17 protein-coding genes are annotated in these 17,922 nt (G+C 61.6%); 11 read left to right on the forward strand and 6 right to left on the reverse strand.

The annotated features are described in order from the left end of the window. Positions 1-72: 72 nt before the first annotated feature. Complete coding sequence (locus WIX41_RS11225; protein WP_339447547.1) at positions 73-663, forward strand: malonic semialdehyde reductase; 591 nt, start codon at positions 73-75, stop codon at positions 661-663. Positions 664-822: 159 nt separating this feature from the next. Beyond that, positions 823-1,518, forward strand: coding sequence for a YceI family protein (locus WIX41_RS11230; RefSeq protein WP_339447549.1), 696 nt, complete (start codon positions 823-825; stop codon positions 1,516-1,518). A 64-nt stretch (positions 1,519-1,582) separates the two neighbouring features. On the opposite strand, the gene WIX41_RS11235 is transcribed toward WIX41_RS11230, so the two are convergent. From WIX41_RS11235 to WIX41_RS11245, 3 genes are all read right to left on the reverse strand, one after another. After that, positions 1,583-1,999 (reverse strand): hypothetical protein, encoded by a 417-nt coding sequence (locus tag WIX41_RS11235; protein ID WP_339447551.1) that lies wholly within the window; start codon positions 1,997-1,999, stop codon positions 1,583-1,585. Between the two features lie 345 nt (positions 2,000-2,344). Further along, complete coding sequence (locus WIX41_RS11240) at positions 2,345-3,139, reverse strand: siderophore-interacting protein (protein WP_339447553.1); 795 nt, start codon at positions 3,137-3,139, stop codon at positions 2,345-2,347. 93 nt (positions 3,140-3,232) lie between these two features. Further along, entirely contained in the window at positions 3,233-3,748 is a 516-nt protein-coding gene (locus WIX41_RS11245; RefSeq protein ID WP_339447555.1) for a helix-turn-helix transcriptional regulator, read from the reverse strand. Positions 3,749-4,184: 436 nt separating this feature from the next. Here WIX41_RS11245 and aceE point away from each other — a divergent pair, with 436 nt between their 5' ends. From aceE to WIX41_RS11280, 7 genes are all read left to right on the forward strand, one after another. Further along, entirely contained in the window at positions 4,185-6,872 is a 2,688-nt protein-coding gene (aceE, locus tag WIX41_RS11250; protein ID WP_339447557.1) for a pyruvate dehydrogenase (acetyl-transferring), homodimeric type, read from the forward strand. A gap of 392 nt (positions 6,873-7,264) precedes the next feature. Beyond that, positions 7,265-8,125 (forward strand): hypothetical protein, encoded by an 861-nt coding sequence (locus WIX41_RS11255; RefSeq protein WP_339447559.1) that lies wholly within the window; start codon positions 7,265-7,267, stop codon positions 8,123-8,125. A gap of 1 nt (position 8,126) precedes the next feature. Next, complete coding sequence (locus tag WIX41_RS11260; RefSeq protein WP_339447561.1) at positions 8,127-8,780, forward strand: hypothetical protein; 654 nt, start codon at positions 8,127-8,129, stop codon at positions 8,778-8,780. Between the two features lie 101 nt (positions 8,781-8,881). Continuing rightward, positions 8,882-10,897 (forward strand): MrcB family domain-containing protein, encoded by a 2,016-nt coding sequence (locus WIX41_RS11265; RefSeq protein ID WP_339447563.1) that lies wholly within the window; start codon positions 8,882-8,884, stop codon positions 10,895-10,897. Continuing rightward, positions 10,887-12,113, forward strand: coding sequence for an McrC family protein (locus tag WIX41_RS11270; protein ID WP_339447564.1), 1,227 nt, complete (start codon positions 10,887-10,889; stop codon positions 12,111-12,113). Before WIX41_RS11265 ends, WIX41_RS11270 begins: the two co-directional genes overlap by 11 nt. A gap of 607 nt (positions 12,114-12,720) precedes the next feature. Next, the gene (locus WIX41_RS11275; protein ID WP_339447565.1) at positions 12,721-13,074 is read left to right on the forward strand and encodes a SymE family type I addiction module toxin; all 354 of its coding nucleotides are present in this window, start codon (positions 12,721-12,723) and stop codon (positions 13,072-13,074) included. After that, entirely contained in the window at positions 13,071-13,280 is a 210-nt protein-coding gene (locus tag WIX41_RS11280; RefSeq protein WP_339447566.1) for a hypothetical protein, read from the forward strand. Before WIX41_RS11275 ends, WIX41_RS11280 begins: the two co-directional genes overlap by 4 nt. Before the next feature lie 127 nt (positions 13,281-13,407). Here WIX41_RS11280 and WIX41_RS11285 read toward each other — a convergent pair whose 3' ends face one another. Both WIX41_RS11285 and WIX41_RS11290 read right to left on the reverse strand, forming a co-directional pair. Continuing rightward, positions 13,408-14,739 (reverse strand): Smlt3024 family type IV secretion system effector, encoded by a 1,332-nt coding sequence (locus tag WIX41_RS11285; RefSeq protein WP_339447567.1) that lies wholly within the window; start codon positions 14,737-14,739, stop codon positions 13,408-13,410. 24 nt (positions 14,740-14,763) lie between these two features. Next, on the reverse strand, positions 14,764-15,627 hold the full coding sequence (locus WIX41_RS11290) for a Smlt3025 familytype IV secretion system inhibitor (protein WP_409187375.1): 864 nt from the start codon (positions 15,625-15,627) through the stop codon (positions 14,764-14,766). A 451-nt stretch (positions 15,628-16,078) separates the two neighbouring features. Between WIX41_RS11290 and WIX41_RS11295 the strand changes: the two genes are divergently transcribed. Beyond that, positions 16,079-16,216, forward strand: coding sequence for an antitoxin VbhA family protein (locus tag WIX41_RS11295; RefSeq protein ID WP_409187490.1), 138 nt, complete (start codon positions 16,079-16,081; stop codon positions 16,214-16,216). Positions 16,217-16,238: 22 nt separating this feature from the next. Here WIX41_RS11295 and WIX41_RS11300 read toward each other — a convergent pair whose 3' ends face one another. After that, on the reverse strand, positions 16,239-16,454 hold the full coding sequence (locus WIX41_RS11300; RefSeq protein ID WP_083214053.1) for a hypothetical protein: 216 nt from the start codon (positions 16,452-16,454) through the stop codon (positions 16,239-16,241). 257 nt (positions 16,455-16,711) lie between these two features. Here WIX41_RS11300 and WIX41_RS11305 point away from each other — a divergent pair, with 257 nt between their 5' ends. Next, on the forward strand, positions 16,712-17,854 hold the full coding sequence (locus tag WIX41_RS11305) for a YncE family protein (RefSeq protein WP_339447573.1): 1,143 nt from the start codon (positions 16,712-16,714) through the stop codon (positions 17,852-17,854). Positions 17,855-17,922 lie beyond the last annotated feature (68 nt).

Below are 17,922 nucleotides of genomic sequence, written 5' to 3' on the forward strand. Positions count from 1 at the left end.
AGTGCCCATAAAGGTAGCGCACGGCGTGCGGGATTCCTTCTTCTTCGTCCAACGTGTTTCACCGGAGGCTTCATGTCCAACGTGCTCAACGATGCTGCGCTTGACCAGTTGTTCCGTACCGCCCGTACCCAGAATGCTTTCCTCGACAAGCCGGTCGAAGATAGCCAGCTGAAGGCCCTGTACGAACTGCTGAAGTGGGGCCCCACGGCCGCCAACTCGAGCCCGGCGCGTTTTGTGTTCGTGAAGTCGCCCGAAGCCAAGGCCAAGCTTGCCCCGGCGCTGTCCGAAGGGAACCACGACAAGACTCTGGCCGCCCCGGTCACCGTCATCATCGCCTTCGACGAAGACTTCCACGAAAAGCTGCCCTACCTGTTCCCGCATACCGATGCCAAGGCATGGTTCGAAGGCCCGCGTGAAGGTCGCCACGCATCGGCATTCCGCAACGGCAGCCTGCAGGGCGCCTACCTGATCCTGGCCGCCCGCGCGCTGGGCCTGGATGCCGGCCCGATGAGCGGTTTCGACCCGGCCAAGGTGGACGAAGCCTTCTTCAAGGGCACCACGATCAAGTCGAATTTCCTGGTCAATCTGGGTTACGGTGATTCTTCGGGCCTGTTCCCGCGGCTGCCTCGCCTGGCCTTCGACGAAGCTGCCCGCATCGAATAAGCGTTCCCGCCGAAGAGAACGGCCTGGAGCCGTTCTCAACGTCGCGCAGCGACGGCCCGAAGGGTATAGACCCGGATGGCCGGTATCATCTGTCCCGTCCGTGCGGACGGGCTGTTGCATCACTTTTCCTTTTCCCTGTGAATTCGAGAGAGACCTGCCATGACCGTTACCCGCAAACTGCTCCTGCCGCTGGCCCTGACCCTGGCCATCGCCGCCTGCTCAAAGCCGGCTGAAGAGACCGCTGCCCCGGCCGCCGATGCTACGCCGGCTGCGACCACCACCCCGGCTGCCGATGCTGCTGCCGCCCCGGCCGCTGAAGCCATCCAGATCGCATCGGGCACCTACACGCTCGACCCGAGCCACACCGACGTGCTGGCCCAGTGGAGCCACTTCGGTTTCTCGCACCCGACCGCGCACTTCGGCAACGTTGAAGGCACCCTGGTGTACGACGCGGCCGACGTGACCAAGTCCACCTTGGAAGTGAAGCTGCCGCTGAGCGGCCTCAACAGCTTCACCGCCAAGTTCGACGAGCACCTGCGCAGCGCCGATTTCTTCGACGCCGCCAAGTTCCCGGCCGCCACCTTCAAGAGCACCAAGGTTGAAGCTGCCGGCACCAACAAGCTCACCGTCACCGGCGACCTGACCATCAAGGACATCACCAAGCCGGTGACCCTGGATGTGACCGTCAACGCCGGCGGCGAGCACCCGATGGCCAAGGTTCCGGCCGCTGGCTTCGATGCCACCACCACCCTCAAGCGCAGCGATTTCGGCGTGGGCGCGTATGCCCCGAACGTGAGCGATGAAGTGAACATCCGCATCACCACCGAAGCCACCGGCGAAAAGCCGGCTGCGTAAGCGGTAACGATGTTGAACGCAAAAATCCCGCCGAAAGGCGGGATTTTTGTTTGTGCTCGGTGGATTACGCTGCCGCGATCTTCGCCAACCACCCACTCGCGAAATCCGTCGGCAACCGTCGTGCCGGGGCGGTCAACCCACTCTCGCGCAGAAACGCATGCGTGGCCTGGGCGAAATTCTGCCGCGCAATCAGCGCCGTCTGCTTCACCGCGCCCTGCTGCTTGCGCAGCTGCACGATCTGCAGGCTTGGCTTACCCGGCACTGCGTACTTCTGGTAACGGCGCAACTCATCGGCCACCAGGGTGATATCGGTGTTGGCCTGCACCAGCGCCAGCTGGGCGCGGGCCAACGGCAGCACCGCCAAGCGCATCGGCACGGTGGCCTGCGGGGCGGTGGCAGCCAGGGTGGCGTCCAGCGTGGCATCGGCGCGCTCCAGGCGCGCGATCAGGTCGGCCAGGGCCGAAAGAGAAGCTGCTTGCATCGAAAGCCACCGGCCCAAAACGCGATTGTCGCATGGCGAGGAATGCGGGGCAGTCGCCGGTAGCGCCGGCCGTTGGCCGGCCCAGGCGGTGCGTGGTCAATCCACCGGCAGTGACCCACCGGCCAATATCCCGGTAGCGCCGGTCGTTGGCCGGCCGAGGCGGTGCGTGGTCAATCCACCGGCAGTGACCCACCGGCCAAGATCCCGGTAGCGCCGGTCGTTGGCCGGCCGAGGCGGTGCGTGGTCAATCCACCGGCAGTGACCCACCGGCCAAGATCCCGGTAGCGCCGGCCGTTGGCCGGCCCAGGCGGTGCGTGGTCCGGCCAACGGCCGGGGCTACCGCACTCAGTCGCCTTCGTGCTCTGGATGCGCCTTCCAATACCCCTTCGAGCGGATCCAATCCTTCGGCACCCCCAGATGCCCCTCCACGTACTTGCGCATCATCCGCGCCCGGCGCGATTCGGTGGCAATCCAATAGAACGTATCGCCCTCCGGCTCCTCGAAATCGGTCAACACATCCTCCAGCAGGGTGCTGGTGGCCGCATCAAACCCATTGCGCTCCAGCCACGACACCCGGATGCGGTCATCGTCCGGCAGCACCTGGCGGTCGCCCGCCTCCGGAATCTCGATGTACACATCCGCGCGCGCGCCCTCCGGCAACGTCTCCAGCCAGCGGCCGATGGCCGGCAGCGCGGTCTCATCGCCCATCAGCACATAGGTATCGAAGTCGTCAGCGGTGATGTGCGAGCCACGCGGCCCACCCACCGCAATTGCATCGCCGGCCTTGGCATTGGCCGCCCAGCGAGAGGCAATGCCGTCGCCGTGCATCACGAAGTCCAGCGCCAGCTCCTTCGCTTCCAGGTCCCACCAGCGCGGGGTGTAATCGCGGGCAGGGGAGGGCTCCTGCCCTTCCGGGTAGCGCGGGCCTTCCGGGGTCAGGGTGGGCACCACGAACTGGCCTTCCGCATTCGGGAAGAACAGCTTCACGTGGTCATCGGGCGAAGGCGATTCAAAGCCCTCCAGCGCCTCACCGCCCACGATCACCCGGCGCATGCACGGGCTGATTTCTTCCGTGCGCAGCACCTGCAGCGGGCGGAACTTCACGGTGTGGCGCACCAACTTGTTTTCATGCAAAGCCATGGCGATGTACCTGTTTCAAAGCCGCCGCAGCGGCGTAGGGGGAAAGACCTGGCTGGCGAAACGCGGGCGGGGTCGAATAAGGGGAAAAACGGTTCAGCGGCCCTGCGCGCGGCCCTGCGCGCGGATCTGCGCGGCGGCCTCACGCAGTGCCTGGGCCACCGCCACCGCGGTGTCATCCTGCCAGCGCGCGTGGTGCAGGCTCAGCGCCTGCTTCAGTTCGCGCATGGCATCGCGCACCACCGGCGGCAGGTTGGCCTTGGCGATCGCGCGCGCGCTGTGGCGCACCCGGTGCAGCGCCGCGTCCACCTCCTCGCGCTGGGCGGCCAGCTCGGCCTGCCCCAGTTCGGTGAGCTGGTAGCGCTTGCGCCCGGCCTCTTCCAGCGCGTTGACCCAGCCGGCGGCCTCGAACTGCGCCAACACCGGGTAGATCGAGCCCGCACTGGGCGTGTACACCCGCACGAACATCTCACTGATGCACTGGATGAGCTCGTAGCCATGGCGCGGCTGCGCCGCCAGCAGCGACAGCACCAGCAGGCGCAGGTCGCCGCGGCTGAGCGGCCGGGACGTCAGCGGACGGGCGGGGCCATCCAGATCACGGGGAGCGGTCATTTCGATATATCGAATGAAGTTCGCTAACGATATATCGAAACCTGCCCGGCGTGTAGAGCCACGCCCTGCGTGGCTGCGCCATCGTTCAGCAAACCGATGACCCCAGAGGGACCGCATGCAGCCACGCAGGGCGTGGCTCTACGCCCGACCGTCCACCACAACGGTACGTCCCCCAGGTAGAACACTCCGCTGGTTCCACGACGCGCAATGACAACGCTAGCCAACGGCAGCCCTCAAAACCGCCCGCGCATCAACCTGAAGCCAGCCGTGGAACCCCCCGAACCAACACGCTCCACTGTCGCGCCCTGTCCCCAAGACACAACCGCAGCACCTCCATACGCACCCGTAGCGAAGTAAGCAAACCCATGGGTGCGCTACACTTTGCGGCTAGAAATCTAAAACAGTCGCGCGCGTGCGTGCGGTCATGGGAGCGCTAATGAACTGGTTGAACGAGGTGCTGAACAACGACCCGAATCCTGTGGAAACCCAGGAATGGATCGAGTCGCTGAAGGCCGTTATTGATGTCGAGGGCCCTGAGCGCGCGCATCAACTGTTGGAAGGCATGGTGGAACTGACCCGTCGTTCGGGTGCTTACCTGCCGTTCTCTCCCACCACCGAGTACGTGAACACCATCGCGCCGACCCTGGAGGCCAAGAGCCCGGGCAACGCCGACCTGGAATGGCGCATTCGTTCCATCATCCGCTGGAACGCCATGGCCACCGTGGTGCGCGCCAACCGCAAGCCGGGCGACCTGGGCGGCCACATCGCCAGCTTCGCCTCCGGTGCCACCCTGTATGACGTGGGCTTCAACCACTTCTGGCGCGCCCCCAGCGACAACCACCCCGGCGACCTGCTCTTCATCCAGGGCCACAGCGCCCCGGGCATCTATGCGCGTTCGTTCCTCGAAGGCCGCATCGACGAGCAGCAGCTGGACAAGTTCCGCATGGAAGTGGACGGCGGTGGCCTTTCCAGCTACCCGCACCCGTGGCTGATGCCCGATTACTGGCAGACCCCCACCGTGTCGATGGGCCTGGGCCCGCTGGCCGCCATCTACCAGGCGCAGTTCCTGCGTTACCTGGAAAACCGTGGCCTGATCGAAAAGAGCGACCGCAAGGTGTGGTGCTTCATCGGCGACGGCGAATCGGACGAACCGGAAACCCTGGGCGCCATCGCGCTGGCCGGCCGTGAAGGCCTGGACAACCTGATCTTCGTGGTGAACTGCAACCTGCAGCGCCTCGATGGCCCGGTGCGCGGCAACGGCAAGATCATCCAGGAACTGGAAGGCGTGTTCCGTGGCGGCGGCTGGAATGTCATCAAGCTGCTGTGGGGCGGTTACTGGGATGCCCTGCTGGCCAAGGACACCAACGGTGTGCTGCGCAAGCTGATGATGGAAACCGTCGACGGCGAATACCAGAACTGCAAGGCCTTCGGCGGCGCGTACACGCGCGAGCATTTCTTCGGCAAGTACCCGGAAACCGCCGCCATGGTGGCTGGTCTTTCCGACGACGACATCTGGCGCCTCAACCGGGGTGGCCACGACCCGCACAAGGTGTACGCCGCTTACCACCAGGCCGTGAACACCAAGGGCATGCCCACCGTGATCCTGGCCAAGACGGTCAAGGGCTACGGCATGGGCAGCGCCGGTGAAGCGCTCAACCCGACCCACCAGACCAAGAAGCTGGACGACGAAGCGGTGCGCCACTTCCGCGACCGCTTCAACATTCCGGTCACCGACGAACAGCTCAAGGACGGCCAGGTGCCGTTCTACCACCCGGGCCCGGATTCGCCGGAAGTGAAGTACCTGCAGGAGCGTCGCGCCGCACTGGGCGGTTACCTGCCGCAGCGCCGCCGCAAGGCCACCAAGAGCTTCAACGCACCGAAGCTGGAAACCTACGAACGCCTGCTCAAGAGCAGCGGCGAGCGCAGCTACTCCACCACCATGGCCTTCGTACAGAGCCTGAACATCACCCTGCGCGACAAGGAACTGGGCCCGCACATCGTGCCGATCGTGGCCGACGAAGCCCGTACCTTCGGCATGGAAGGCCTGTTCCGCCAGATCGGCATCTACGCCCCGTTTGGCCAGAAGTACAAGCCGGTCGACGCCGACCAGCTCATGTTCTACCGCGAAGACCAGAGCGGCCAGGTGCTGCAGCAGGGCATCAGCGAGCCGGGTGCCATCAGCTCCTGGATGGCCGCCGGTACCAGCTACTCGGTTTCCAACGTGCCGATGCTGCCGTTCTACATCTACTACAGCATGTTCGGCTTCCAGCGCGTGGGCGACATTGCTTGGCAGGCCGCCGACATGCGTACCCGCGGCTTCCTGCTCGGCGGCACCGCCGGCCGCACCACGCTCAACGGTGAAGGCCTGCAGCACGAAGATGGCCACAGCCATCTGGCCGCTGGCGGCATTCCGAACGTGCGCAGCTATGACCCCACCTTCGGCTTCGAAGTCACGGTCATCCTGCAGCACGGCACCAAGGCCATGATGGAAGACCAGATTGATGAGTACTACTACATCACTCTGATGAACGAAAACTACACCCACCCGGAAATGCCGGAAGGTGCGGCCGAAGGCATCGTCAAGGGCATGTACCTGCTCACCGACGCCGGCAAGCCGAAGAAGAACGAGCTGCGCGTGCAGCTGATGGGTTCGGGCACCATCCTGCGCGAAGCCATTGAAGCGGCCGCGCTGCTGGAGAAGGATTTCGGCGTCACCGCCGATATCTGGAGCTGCCCCAGCTACAACGAACTGCGCCGCGATGGTTTCGACGCCGAGCGTTGGAACCGCCTGCACCCGGAAGAACCCCAGCGCAAGGCGTACGTGACCGAGCTGCTGGAAGATCGCCAGGGCCCGGTGATTGCCGCTACCGACTACGTGCGTGCGTATGCGGACCAGATCCGCGCGTTCGTGCCGGCTACGTTCACCGTGCTGGGTACCGATGGCTTTGGCCGTTCGGATACCCGTGCGAACCTGCGTCGCTTCTTTGAAGTGGACCGGTACTACATCGCGCATGCCGCGATTGCGGCACTGGCCAAGGATGGGAAGATGACCGGGAAGGATGTGGCTCGGGCTATCAAGCAGTACAAGATTGATCCTGAGAAGGCTAATCCGGTTGGGGTTTGACTTATGAAAAAGGGCGGCCCTTGGGGCCGCCCTTTTTCTTTGACCGTTCATTCTAGAAACCAGAGCGACCGCGCAACTGCAAAAATTCGCTGTCTGCGAGTAGCCGGCCGAAGCAAGGGCTGCAACCGAAGCAAGTAACGAGCTCATAGCACCGCCAGTTCAGCATCTGCACGTGTTACCCAAACTCCCTTGAAATGTGGGTGTAACCGGGAAGGAGGAGCGATACGACCACGGGGCTCTGATGGCACAGTTGAGGATGAACGAAGGCCTGTGCTCACCAGGACGTGAGTAGGCGACTGAAGTTTGCGAATCTCTTGCCGCAATGTCTGGATATAAGATATTCCTTGCCAGCACAAAAACGGTCTGGCTGATCGTAACCAAGGAGAGGATGCGTGGCGCTTTTCAGTATTCACTTTGATGGCCCAATCACTGTCGATCACAAGGTTCCCGTTCGAGTCCTCGCGAACACCTATGAGCACATGCAGCGTGCGATCGATAGGGCCTACCTCATAGAGAAACACGGGGAGGTGTGGAAGCACGCTCGACTCAAGGGAAATGAGTACGCGGATACGGAGTTCCTCGCGCTTTACCCTCGAGAGGGAGGCATCGTTCTCGATGCAGTCAGAGCGGGAGCGGAGGGCATCATCGATCGCATAGCTGCGGCCGTTTCTCCAGTCTTCGAGAAGGCGATTGAATCCGGTGGGGACTATACTAAATCGCTAGCCGTTCAATACAGTGAGCGAATCGGGTACATCTCCGACATGGGATCGGACACTCAGTCATTTGAAGATCTTCTGACCAACAGGCCAGCGAGCTGGTCCGTCGCTTATTCGAACAGGTCGATTGTCAAAGAGATCTCACCCTTGGTTGGACTAATCAAGAGAGAGGAGGGAAGCATTGTCGACCTCAATCTAGTCGGATCTCGAACATATCCGCAAATGACATTTACGCCGGAAGTATCTAGAAGATTCAGTGCTATTGTCTCAGCGAAAACCCTTGCGTCGCCCATTAGAGTTAGAGTGAAGATCCGAGCACTAGATCGGGGTAACAGTCGGACCATGCCAAGCGCCAAGATTGAGAACGTGACAACAGGTCGAGAGGTCGCGCTGCACATGCTTGAGCGCGATGACTTCAACGTGCTACACCCGCTTCACGATGGCCGGGAAATTGAGATCTATGCAGCGCCCCTGATGGAGGCCCTGGGCTTCGACTTGTATGGGGGCGACCTCGTCTTCCTTGATACGGTGGGTTGACATGCTTGACGCAATGATCAGTAAGTACCTTGAGGCGGTTTCTGACGGAGTTCCGCTGCGGTATGTGATTGGCTTCCTGGTCTCGATCGTCGTTCTCACCTGTCCTCCCGTGTCTGGTTCAAACGGCGTAGTAGATGCGATTCTCCAACTTCGCCTACTTGACCTCTTTAGCCTTTCTCATTGGAAGGCGGTTGATCCAAGAATTGGCCTTGCTGTAATTGCCTCCGCGCTCGTGGCGTGGGGAGCTATCGCCGAACGGGGAATCTCGACCGCCTTCTTCCATCTTGCGAACAGGGGGTCACAGTACCGCGAGAAAGTGGCCGAGACTTACAGGAGGATTGCGGTCGAATCGGGTTCGATAGAAGCTCGGGCAACTCGGTTGCAACTGCTAGAGACCACCATGAAGCCAATACTCAGGCGCTTCATGAGATCTGTGGCCGCGTCCCAGCTGTCTTTCATCGTCGCGTTCGCTGTACTATTTTGCGGAGGTGCAGCTCTTGATGTTGCGATCTTCTTGATTCTCTTCTTGGTCGGGGTCGTTCGCACCATCGCAACTGTCAGGCTATTCATCGCCGAGTACTTCCCTCTACTTGCCCTGCGTAGCGCACTTCAGGGAACGCCCCCGCCTGCCTATCTTTCAGGTCCAGATGCGTAGTGGCTGGTGAATCAGATTGATTCGCCCTAGGCTGCTCGGATATCTTTGTCGCAATCGGTTGCCATTTGGGCGTCGAATCCGACATGGACCAGGAACGTCAGATGGCAGAAGAATCCCCCAGCCGAAGCGCAGACTCAATCGGGCCAGCGCTTAGCTCGATCTTGCGGGAGTATCAGCAGGCTCGGAATGAGCTACCCTTTGGCGGAGAGAACCACATCTCTGAGCTGTTTCGAAGTCTTAAAGAGTCGGTAGAGGGAAGCGGGCCAGTGGTCGCCCACGCGCACCTTAAGGTCGTTGCCAGCTATGGAAAAGGGAACTGGGCGACCATACCTTGGGTCTCAGTACTCGACCGCCGGGAAACCACGAGCACCCAGAAAGGCGTGTACGTCGTGTACCTGTTCAGCGAGGCCGGCGACGGTGTCTACCTTACGCTTGCGCAGGGCGTTACCGAGTTCGACACGCTTCACCGCAAGGAAGCAGTTAGGAGACTGAAAAGGCGTGCGGATGAGGCAAGGAGCCAGATATCGTCTCTGTCTGAGGCAGGGTTCGACTTCTCTGTGGGCATCAACCTTCGTTCTATGCACCCGAAGGCGAGGATGTACGAGGCGTCCACCATTGCGTCCAAATATTATCCGTTGGACTCCATTCCACCGGATTCTGATCTGATCTCCGACCTTGCTAAGGTGCTTCAAGCGTACGATGTACTGGTCTCATCGCGGGAGAGCCTGGACGCAGAGCCTTCAAAAAGAATCGCTCTTCTAGGGACTTGGAACTCCATACTCCGCGACGTAGATAAGGTGAGGCTTGCTATCGAGTCAGACGGTGCATGGGCGAGTGGTTGGACGTTCAGGCTTAGGGAGGGGGTTCGAGACGAGCTCTCAAAGGGCTTCACCCTATACGTAAATGGAGGGAAGCGACAAGTCGTTGCTCGAGCGCGGGTCGCCGCGGTTCTTTGTGCGCCGAATCCCGACGGTATGGCCAATCCCTGGCCCGATCTCCAGGGAAGCGGGGAAGGCGCGAGCCGTTTCAACGAAAGTACCAACGGTGGCTACAAGACGTGGTTTAAGCTCGAGGAGATCGAGCTGATCGAACCATTCGCTGTAGACACCCTCAGCCTCGTTGAAGGTCTCTCCACTCCAACGAACGTGATAAACCAGAACGCGTTTGGATATGTCTTCGAGCGCGTGCTCACGCCTTGGGAGGTCGATGACAGCGGCCAGGTTGCTGGTGGACAGGACAGTGTCCCGGAGCCAGAGCTGGACCTAGATCTGTCTTGGCTAGCAGCCGAAACCCTCCTGCCTGAGAACGTGCTCAACGGGATGATTGATAGCCTCCGGGGTAGTCAGCCGCAGCTGATACTCGCGGGGCCGCCAGGAACCAGCAAGACATGGGTAGCACAGCGCCTCGCCACCTATCTGACGAGAGAGCGAAAGTCTGCCGTCCGTGTTGTTCAGTTCCACCCGAGCTACACCTATGAGGCCTTCATCGAGGGGCTTAGACCGGTACCTGGTCGCTCGGGCGTTTCGTTTGAGGTGACACCGGGCGTAGTGCTGCAAGTTGTCCACGAGATGCGTGTATCAGGTCATCTGAATGATCCGAACTACCCATACGTGATCATCATGGATGAAGCCAACCGGGCGAACCTTCCCAGGGTAATGGGCGAGCTGCTCTATCTGATGGAGTACCGAGATCAAGGAATCAGCCTGCAGCTTTCAAAGGACTTCAAGCTTCCCTCCAATCTTATCTTCATCGCAACAATGAACACTGCGGACCGAAGCGTGCGCTCGATTGACGCTGCGATGCGCCGCCGTTTCGATATCTTCGAACTGGGTCCAGACACCGACGTCCTGAAGCGGTACCTAGAAGCGAACAACATCGAGCGTGCCCAGGACCTGCTCCACGGGCTTTCCCGTCTGAATGACCACCTTGGCAATCACTTGGATAGGCATCATACGATAGGGCATTCCTTCTTCATGCGGCCCGATATGTCGCCCGTCGTTCTTCAGGAGGTGTGGAAGCGAAAGCTGTTGCCTCTCATCGAGGAGTATTACTACGACCAGCCAGATGGGATGGATCCATTAAGCGTGGAACAGCTTTGGCCCAACTATGTTGAATGAGCTGATCTTTGAAGAGAACCGCGAAGCTGTGGTTCGCTTGTCTGATAGACAGATCAGTGCGCTGGAAGACGTCGGTAGAAGAATGGCAGGCCGCGCCGATTGGTGGGGCTCGGAACGCAAGACAAAGCAGTTTGGGGTTGAGGATGAGGCTACATCAGTCATCGGAATCAGGCGCCGGATGGATGGCGGACAATCGGTAGTCTTTCGCAATGTTGCGGGGTCACTGCGCATCGGCGATCTAAAGCTGCAGATCAAGCCGAAGATTCCGTTGTCTCATTTCTACTACTTGATGAGAAGGTCTGATGTCGCGCCAAGGGTCGACAGCGCATCGATTGACATTGGTCGCTCGCACGAACTTCAGGAGCTGGTCATCGCGTGGCTGGTCGATGAGGCTGAGCGTGTCCTTCGACTCGGCCTGCATCGAGACTACAGCGATTACACCGAAGAATTGGCAGAGGTACGCGGAAGCATTCAGCCCATTCCTACGGCGCTAGCGAATCTTAGTGGGCGCGCAGCCGTGATCTGCGAGTATTCCGATCTTGATGAGGATGCGGCAATCAATCGCTTGATCAAAGCTGCATGTGGTGAGGCTGCATCAGACGCAAGAATGGGCTCGCTCGTCAGGCAGCGAGCCCGACGTCTAGTCACAGCTATGGCGCAGGTGGGCCCGCTGCGACGTTCTGACAGCCGCTTTCAGCCGACTCGCCTTCATTCCCGGTACTCGAGGGTACTTCCGCTTGCGAAACTCGTCCTGGCGGGCAAGGGTGCGTCCATCACGGCGGGCGATCTGGCTGGCAGAGGGTTCCTTATTCCAACACCAGGGATAATTGAAAGTGGCCTACGCAACGTCATCGCCGGGGCCCTCGCCCCACGGGATGTAAGGAAACGCGGCCTCAGGCTGGTTGAAGGTGGTATCAGCCTGAACCCAGATCTTGTCATCGAGAGAGGACACACTGTTGGTGACATCAAGTACAAGCACTTTGGAGGGGAATGGGACCGCGCAAGTCTCAACCAGATCGTGACATTTGCGACAGGATTCGGTGCGAAGCGTGGGTTTATCGTGGGGTTCGGAGGGCGACCTGACGCCCGGATGTCTGTACAAGCGAGGGTCGGCGATGTTGCTGTCAGAAAGTTTGCCTGGGACGCATCGAGCGACGCACATCCAGAGCAGAGCGCCAACTTGCTGGCGGCAGCATTGAGAGCATGGCTAGAGTAGGTCTGCGGACGATCGAGAGCCACGCCTGCAAAGTGGCCAGGTTTCCCCTACCTGGTGCGCGCCCGCTGTTGTCAGAGCAAGCTATGACCAGAACGTATCCACTCTACAGAGGTCGTAGTCCACGCCGTAGGTGAGCGCCGCTTCCCTCGGCGATAAATCTGCGTACCTACTAATCTCATCGGCGCACATCCCCGCATCTGCATGGTCGATTGCAAAGAAGGTAACCATGGCGGAATCGAAGTCCTTCAGCCACCGCGGATCGATTCTTTTCATCTATGCCCCTTCGAGTTGGGTGGGCAGTTTGAGGGACGCACATCCCAGATCCTGCGACCAAGCGAGGTTGATTCCGACAGTCAGTAGATGCCGTCAACCAATCTTCTCAGATCAACAGCAATAATCGATTTCCCATCGCCGGCGATGTGCCGCATGGTCGACCTCGGAGCGTAGAAACTCCTCTAGCAGCACAATGTTGGACGTCTCTTTGTCGGGAGGGTGGCTAATACAACACCCCCTGTGGAAATACGCCCGCCGAATGCTGCTAGACGGTTTCTAACCTCCCGACCCCCTCGCCATCCCGGCGAGGGGCGATCCTTACAGGAGGTCCAACATGCAAACGCACTGGGACGACACGTCCATCGATGAAATGCCCACGCGGCGGCCCGCTCCCCGGCCGCAGCCGGCCCGCAGCGCAACCCCCGCGCCTTGCTCACCGCCCCCGCACTTCCAGGAGGAGCTGAAGGTTCCGTACTTGAAGCTCCGCGGCCGGTGGCTGCGGCAGATGGGTTTCAACGTGGGCCGCCAGCTGCAGATCGAAGCCTGCGCGGGCGTCATCACCATCAAGCTGCTGGGCCCGCCGGCGGTGGAAGACCCACGGGTGCCCAGGTTTGTGGAGCGCACGATCTATCACGGCGAGGTCAAGTCCGACACGGGGTCGTTCACGCCCGAGGATGTGATCCGATGAAAAAGCAGGTCTACATACGGGTGAAGGTCGACCCCGGCATTCGCCGCGCCTTTCAGCTCTCCTCGTGGCGCATGAGCCAGTCGCCGACGCACCGGCTTCGGGCGTTGATCCATAACTGCGTGGCCATGGACCAGAACCCCTGGGACATTGATCTCAACGTCTGGGGGGATTCCTTCCCGCTGGAGAGCGAAGCACCGAAGGGGTAGGGCAGGCCTCGATCGCGTTCTTGACAGGTTGCTTGAGGGTGTAGCGGGCGGGCCGGCCGGACGCCACCGGCCCCGATGGGCAGTCCCGCGAAGCCATGTGCACGTGGCTTCCGGAGGGATGGTTGCCTCACCCCATTCGCATGCTGCGGGCTTCCAGTTCCTGCTGGTTCTGCTGCGTGCGCTGTTCGGTCTGCATGGCCAAGGCCTGCCGTTCCTGGCCTGCTTCATCCAGCCGCTGCAGCGATTGCTCCACCGGCGTCTGCACGGCCACGTCCGTGGGCATGGAGGCGCGGCGGTGCGCCGGGTCGGCAGGGTCGCCCTGCACCACGAACACATTCCGCCCGGCGGGGCTGTCGGCGGTCTGGTGGCTCAGCAGCACGTGGTCGGCGCGCTCCAGCCCGTTCTGGCGGGCCAGTGCCACCACGCTGGCGGTGAGCCGTTCGCTGGTTTCGTCCGGGGTGCGGCCCTGGCTGGCGTCGATGGCGGCCACGCCTTCGCGCACCTGCTGCACCAGGGCGTAGTCCGCATGGCCCGGGCCGATGTCGGCCAGCCGGGTGGGGGCTTGATGCCTGTCCCCCGGCGCACCGTCTATTGAGGCAGTGAACGGGCTGCGGGTGATGGTGCGGTACGGGTCATCCTCATGGAACTGGGTGGCCTTCTGCTGGCGTTCCAGGCGCACTTCGCGGGCATCGTTCAACTCGGCAATGCGGCTGGCGTTGGTCTCTTCCCGCATGGAAACGTGGCCGCCGCCGGTACTGACGTTCGCCCACTTCCGTTCCGCCTCGAAGTACATGGCGTAGGAGCTGTTGCCGCCAATGACATTGGGGTTGGTGGCCGAGCGCCCTTCCAGCAGCTGGGTGGCTTCGGTGGCGCCCAGCCTGGCCAGGTACTGGCCGCCTTCCACCACGCCCATCTGGGCGATGGCGTCATAGCCGGTTCTCCCTACGCGGGTTGCGCCCAGGTAGTTGTTGTCCAGCATGTTGGCCCAGATCTGCTCAACCTTCTCCGGCCCGCTCTCTTTCAGGGCAGCCTGCAGGAGCACGCGGGGTGTCCAGCAGTTGGGGTCCAGACGGTGGCGGACGAACGCCTTGTCGTGAGCGAGCATGACGTCACTGCCGGGCAGGTTCAGCGCCAGGTTCGCGTTGCCATCACTCAGGTAGTGGGCACGGCGCTCAAGGTCTTGATGCAGTAGGGTCTGCCCGAACTTCTCCCACTGGCGTTCTGAGAGCGTGGCATTTGCGAATTGGGAGCCCTCACCGCGCTGTCGAGCGGCATGGCTCTGCGCGTAGCTGTTGGCGACCTGGCCCGGGAGACTGTCATTACGCACCACGCCAAGCGCCAACGTGCCGTAGCCGTCGGCCCCCGGCAGCTGGGAGAGGTAGTTCCAATACAGCTCGCGGTTGCCAGTGTCGGCATAGTGCCGGAGCACGCGCAGGTCTCGGTCAGTCAATCCACTCATTTCAAACTCCTGTAATCGCGGGAATTACTTGACCTTGGAGCGGTTCAAGACGTCCCGAACAGCCAGTTCCATGGCTTTCCAGTCCTTGAGGAACACGCGGTTGTAGTTGAGGCTGATGGAAAGGCTGTTCTCCAGGTCCACGATGTAGTGCACGCAGCCGGCGACCGTGTCTCCTGGAGTATCAACAAGCTCGCCGCCCTTCACCACGAGGCCGTCACCAGAGTGCTTGGCGCTGTCACACTTGATGAACGTGGCAAGCGCGCCATTCGGGCTACGCGCGATGTACCAGTCGTCCTCGGACTCAGGGTTACGCGGATGCGGGCGGCCATACTTGGCTTCGTAAACTCGCGCGTACTCGGCCATCCGGGCTTCGTCGATGCTGTAGGGGATGAGCCCGAATCGCTCCGGCTGGGGAACGCGAAGGTCCAGGCGATCAGACGGGTCGCCGCGCTCCACCGAGCCTGCCTCTGTGATGGCCTCGTTGGAGGCATGGCGCTCGAGCGAGGTCTCGATCGGAGCCCGGTCAACGTAGTCGATAAGTACCCGGATCTCCTTGCGGAAGTCGTTGGTTCGCGGATTCGCTCGAGCACCCGGAGCGGTGGGCTTCATGTCCGGCCACTCGATGACCAGGCTCACACCCTCGCCAGGCCACGGTGCAATCTGGCTGTCAAGGTAGTTGGCGGGAATGCGGAAGGTGTTCGGCCCCAGCTTCACGTCCACCGGTGCATTGGTGTAAGTGTGGCCGTTGAGGGTGCGACCGGTTTCTGTTGCTTCCGACATGTTCGAAGTCCCTTTGTGTTCGGTGGGCGGCGTCCGTGCGCAGGCGCTGGCGCTCAGGGCGACGGCGAGTGCAACTGTCAGGCACCGGCCGGATGACGTTACGCGCATGGGCCATTCCATTGCAGTGGTTGGGGTCAACTATAGGCAAAGTGTAGGTGACGGAACAGGAATCGGGTCACTTTCGCCTGACGGGCAGGGCGAAGTAAGGGATCAGCTCTGACGCTTTTTGCGCGAATCGACGTCAGAGGCCCCCGTTGGTAGGACGTTGATGGAGGCGCCGCGCTGTTGATCCAGTGGTTGCTATGGAGTGATGGGGCGAAATTGGCGATCCCTACTCTTTAACCTATTTGAAGCGCTCATCTTGGTCTGAAACGACGCCGGCTGTTCGGCATGCGCCATGCGCCATGCGGCAAGTAAACTGTGCTCAACACACCCGCCACGCCTCTGTTATGTGCAACAAGCTCAAATCGGCGGCTCTTCTATCCACCATCCCGAGGGCGGAGTGCGCGACTTTGGCATGGAAGAACTGACTTCTGAAGAGACACTTCGGTCAAGGCGAATGGCAGCAGTAGCGTTTGCGCTGGGGTCCTGTGCGCTCGAAGGCCTCGTCCCCGGTAGTGAGGCGAGGGAGCTGGCACGAAGATTTGTGGCAGGATCAATCAGCCTCGACCAATTGGTGGCTTCTCGGCCAGCTTGAGTCCTGTGCAGTGAGGCGCGTATCAGCTGTTCAGCGCCAACCCCATCGGCGGCCACAGCGGATTCATCCGGTCCAGATCGTAGTCATTGCCAAACGCCAGCGCCGCCTCACGCGGCTCCAGGTCGTAGTAGCTCACCAGCAGCTGCTCATCCATCCCGGCGTCGCTGTGGTTGATGGCATACAGGCCCAGCATGGCCTGGTCGAATTCTTCCAGCCAATCAAGGTCGATCTTGTTCATGTTGATCCTCCGAAGCGGATTGCAGGATCGCGCAGCGGCGTCTCATAGCCTGGGACGGAAGATGGCAGTTACCGCGGATGGGCTAGAAAACTATCGTTCCGTGGACATCCATAGGCGCGAGCAATGTCCCGTGGCCACCCCTGTTAAGATAGCCACGCCAGCCAGCCTTCCCACGTCATTCGACCGTGTGGTTGGCCGCTCCTCCCAGCGGCCACGCGAGCCAGGATCCTTCCTCTGCCTCTCACAAGGACGCTCGCATGCACCCTCGTTCCCTGTTCCGTTCGGCCGCCCTGGCGCTGGCTGTCAGCCTGACCTTTGGCACCCCGTTCGTCTTCGCCGCCGAAAAGGCCACCGCAACCGCCGCCGCAACGTCCGTTCAGCGCACCGCCATTGCGCAGGGCCTGTACGAGCTGGCCTTCAGCCCCACCCAGAACGCGCTGTTCGTGGCCTCCTCCGGTGGTTTCGGTGATGCCGCCGGCCCGGCCCAGGTGCTGCGCCTGAACCCGGATTCTTTGGCCGTGGAAGCCAACATCCCGCTGGAGCGCAAAGCCTTCGGCCTGGTGCTCGATGACGCCCACAACCGCCTGTATGTGGGCAACACCGTGGATACCTCGGTGACCGTGGTCGATACCGCCTCCAACAAGGCCGTCGGCATCGTGCAGCTGATGGAGAAGAAGGTCGGCAAGGATGGCAAGGCCGGCTACACCCACGACCTGCGCGAGCTGGTGGTGGATTCCCCGAACAACCGCCTGTACGTCACCGGCCACTCCGGCGAAGGCAGCGTGCTGTTCGTGGTGGATACCCAGTCGCTGAAGCTGATCAACACCATTCCGGGCCTGGGCAACGCCAAGGCACCGGGCCTGACCCTGGATGCGGCCAACAAGCGCGTGCTCACCTCCAACCTGCTGGGTGAGGTGGTCACCGTGGGCACCGACAGCGGCAAGGTGGAGCAGCGCTTCAACATCAGTGCCGAGCAGCCGATGAACCTGGCGCTGGACCCGAGCGGCAAGCGCCTGTTCGTCACTGACCAGGGCCTGGAAATGATCCGCAAGTACCAGGGCAGCAGCATCCCGGGCTTCGTCTCCAAGCACCCGGGCCAGCGCGTGCTGGTGCTGGACCCCGCCACCGGCAGGGAACGGGCCAGCATCGCCACCGACGCCGGCCCGCTGGGCCTGCTGCTGGATGCGCCGCGCAAGCGCCTCTACGTGACCAATCGCGAAGCGGGCACGGTGACGGCGTATGACAGCGAGAGCTACAAGCAGGTCGGCACCTATGACGTGCCGACCCACCCGAACAGCCTGGCGCTGGATGCGAAGAAGAACGTCCTGTACGTGACCATCAAGAATGGCGACAAGGACGAGAAGGGGAGTGAGGAGTCTGTGGCGCGGATAGCGCTGTAACGTTGAACGTGTCGGTCCGCCCTGCATGTGCAGGGCGGCCTGACTGCGCAAATGCAACACGTTCCGGT

Source organism: Stenotrophomonas sp. AB1(2024), assembly GCF_037482345.1.
Taxonomy (GTDB): Bacteria; Pseudomonadota; Gammaproteobacteria; order Xanthomonadales; family Xanthomonadaceae; genus Stenotrophomonas.

Bases quoted from the DNA above. Each gene is read 5' to 3' on its own strand.
- WIX41_RS11225 (WP_339447547.1), top strand. From the start codon at position 73: ATGTCCAACGTGCTCAACGATGCTGCGCTTGACCAGTTGTTCCGTACC.
- WIX41_RS11230 (WP_339447549.1), top strand. From the start codon at position 823: ATGACCGTTACCCGCAAACTGCTCCTGCCGCTGGCCCTGACCCTGGCC.
- WIX41_RS11235 (WP_339447551.1), bottom strand. From the start codon at position 1,999: ATGCAAGCAGCTTCTCTTTCGGCCCTGGCCGACCTGATCGCGCGCCTG.
- WIX41_RS11240 (WP_339447553.1), bottom strand. From the start codon at position 3,139: ATGGCTTTGCATGAAAACAAGTTGGTGCGCCACACCGTGAAGTTCCGC.
- WIX41_RS11245 (WP_339447555.1), bottom strand. From the start codon at position 3,748: ATGACCGCTCCCCGTGATCTGGATGGCCCCGCCCGTCCGCTGACGTCC.
- aceE (WP_339447557.1), top strand. From the start codon at position 4,185: ATGAACTGGTTGAACGAGGTGCTGAACAACGACCCGAATCCTGTGGAA.
- WIX41_RS11260 (WP_339447561.1), top strand. From the start codon at position 8,127: ATGCTTGACGCAATGATCAGTAAGTACCTTGAGGCGGTTTCTGACGGA.
- WIX41_RS11265 (WP_339447563.1), top strand. From the start codon at position 8,882: ATGGCAGAAGAATCCCCCAGCCGAAGCGCAGACTCAATCGGGCCAGCG.
- WIX41_RS11270 (WP_339447564.1), top strand. From the start codon at position 10,887: ATGTTGAATGAGCTGATCTTTGAAGAGAACCGCGAAGCTGTGGTTCGC.
- WIX41_RS11275 (WP_339447565.1), top strand. From the start codon at position 12,721: ATGCAAACGCACTGGGACGACACGTCCATCGATGAAATGCCCACGCGG.
- WIX41_RS11280 (WP_339447566.1), top strand. From the start codon at position 13,071: ATGAAAAAGCAGGTCTACATACGGGTGAAGGTCGACCCCGGCATTCGC.
- WIX41_RS11285 (WP_339447567.1), bottom strand. From the start codon at position 14,739: ATGAGTGGATTGACTGACCGAGACCTGCGCGTGCTCCGGCACTATGCC.
- WIX41_RS11290 (WP_409187375.1), bottom strand. From the start codon at position 15,627: ATGCGCGTAACGTCATCCGGCCGGTGCCTGACAGTTGCACTCGCCGTC.
- WIX41_RS11295 (WP_409187490.1), top strand. From the start codon at position 16,079: ATGGCAGCAGTAGCGTTTGCGCTGGGGTCCTGTGCGCTCGAAGGCCTC.
- WIX41_RS11300 (WP_083214053.1), bottom strand. From the start codon at position 16,454: ATGAACAAGATCGACCTTGATTGGCTGGAAGAATTCGACCAGGCCATG.
- WIX41_RS11305 (WP_339447573.1), top strand. From the start codon at position 16,712: ATGCACCCTCGTTCCCTGTTCCGTTCGGCCGCCCTGGCGCTGGCTGTC.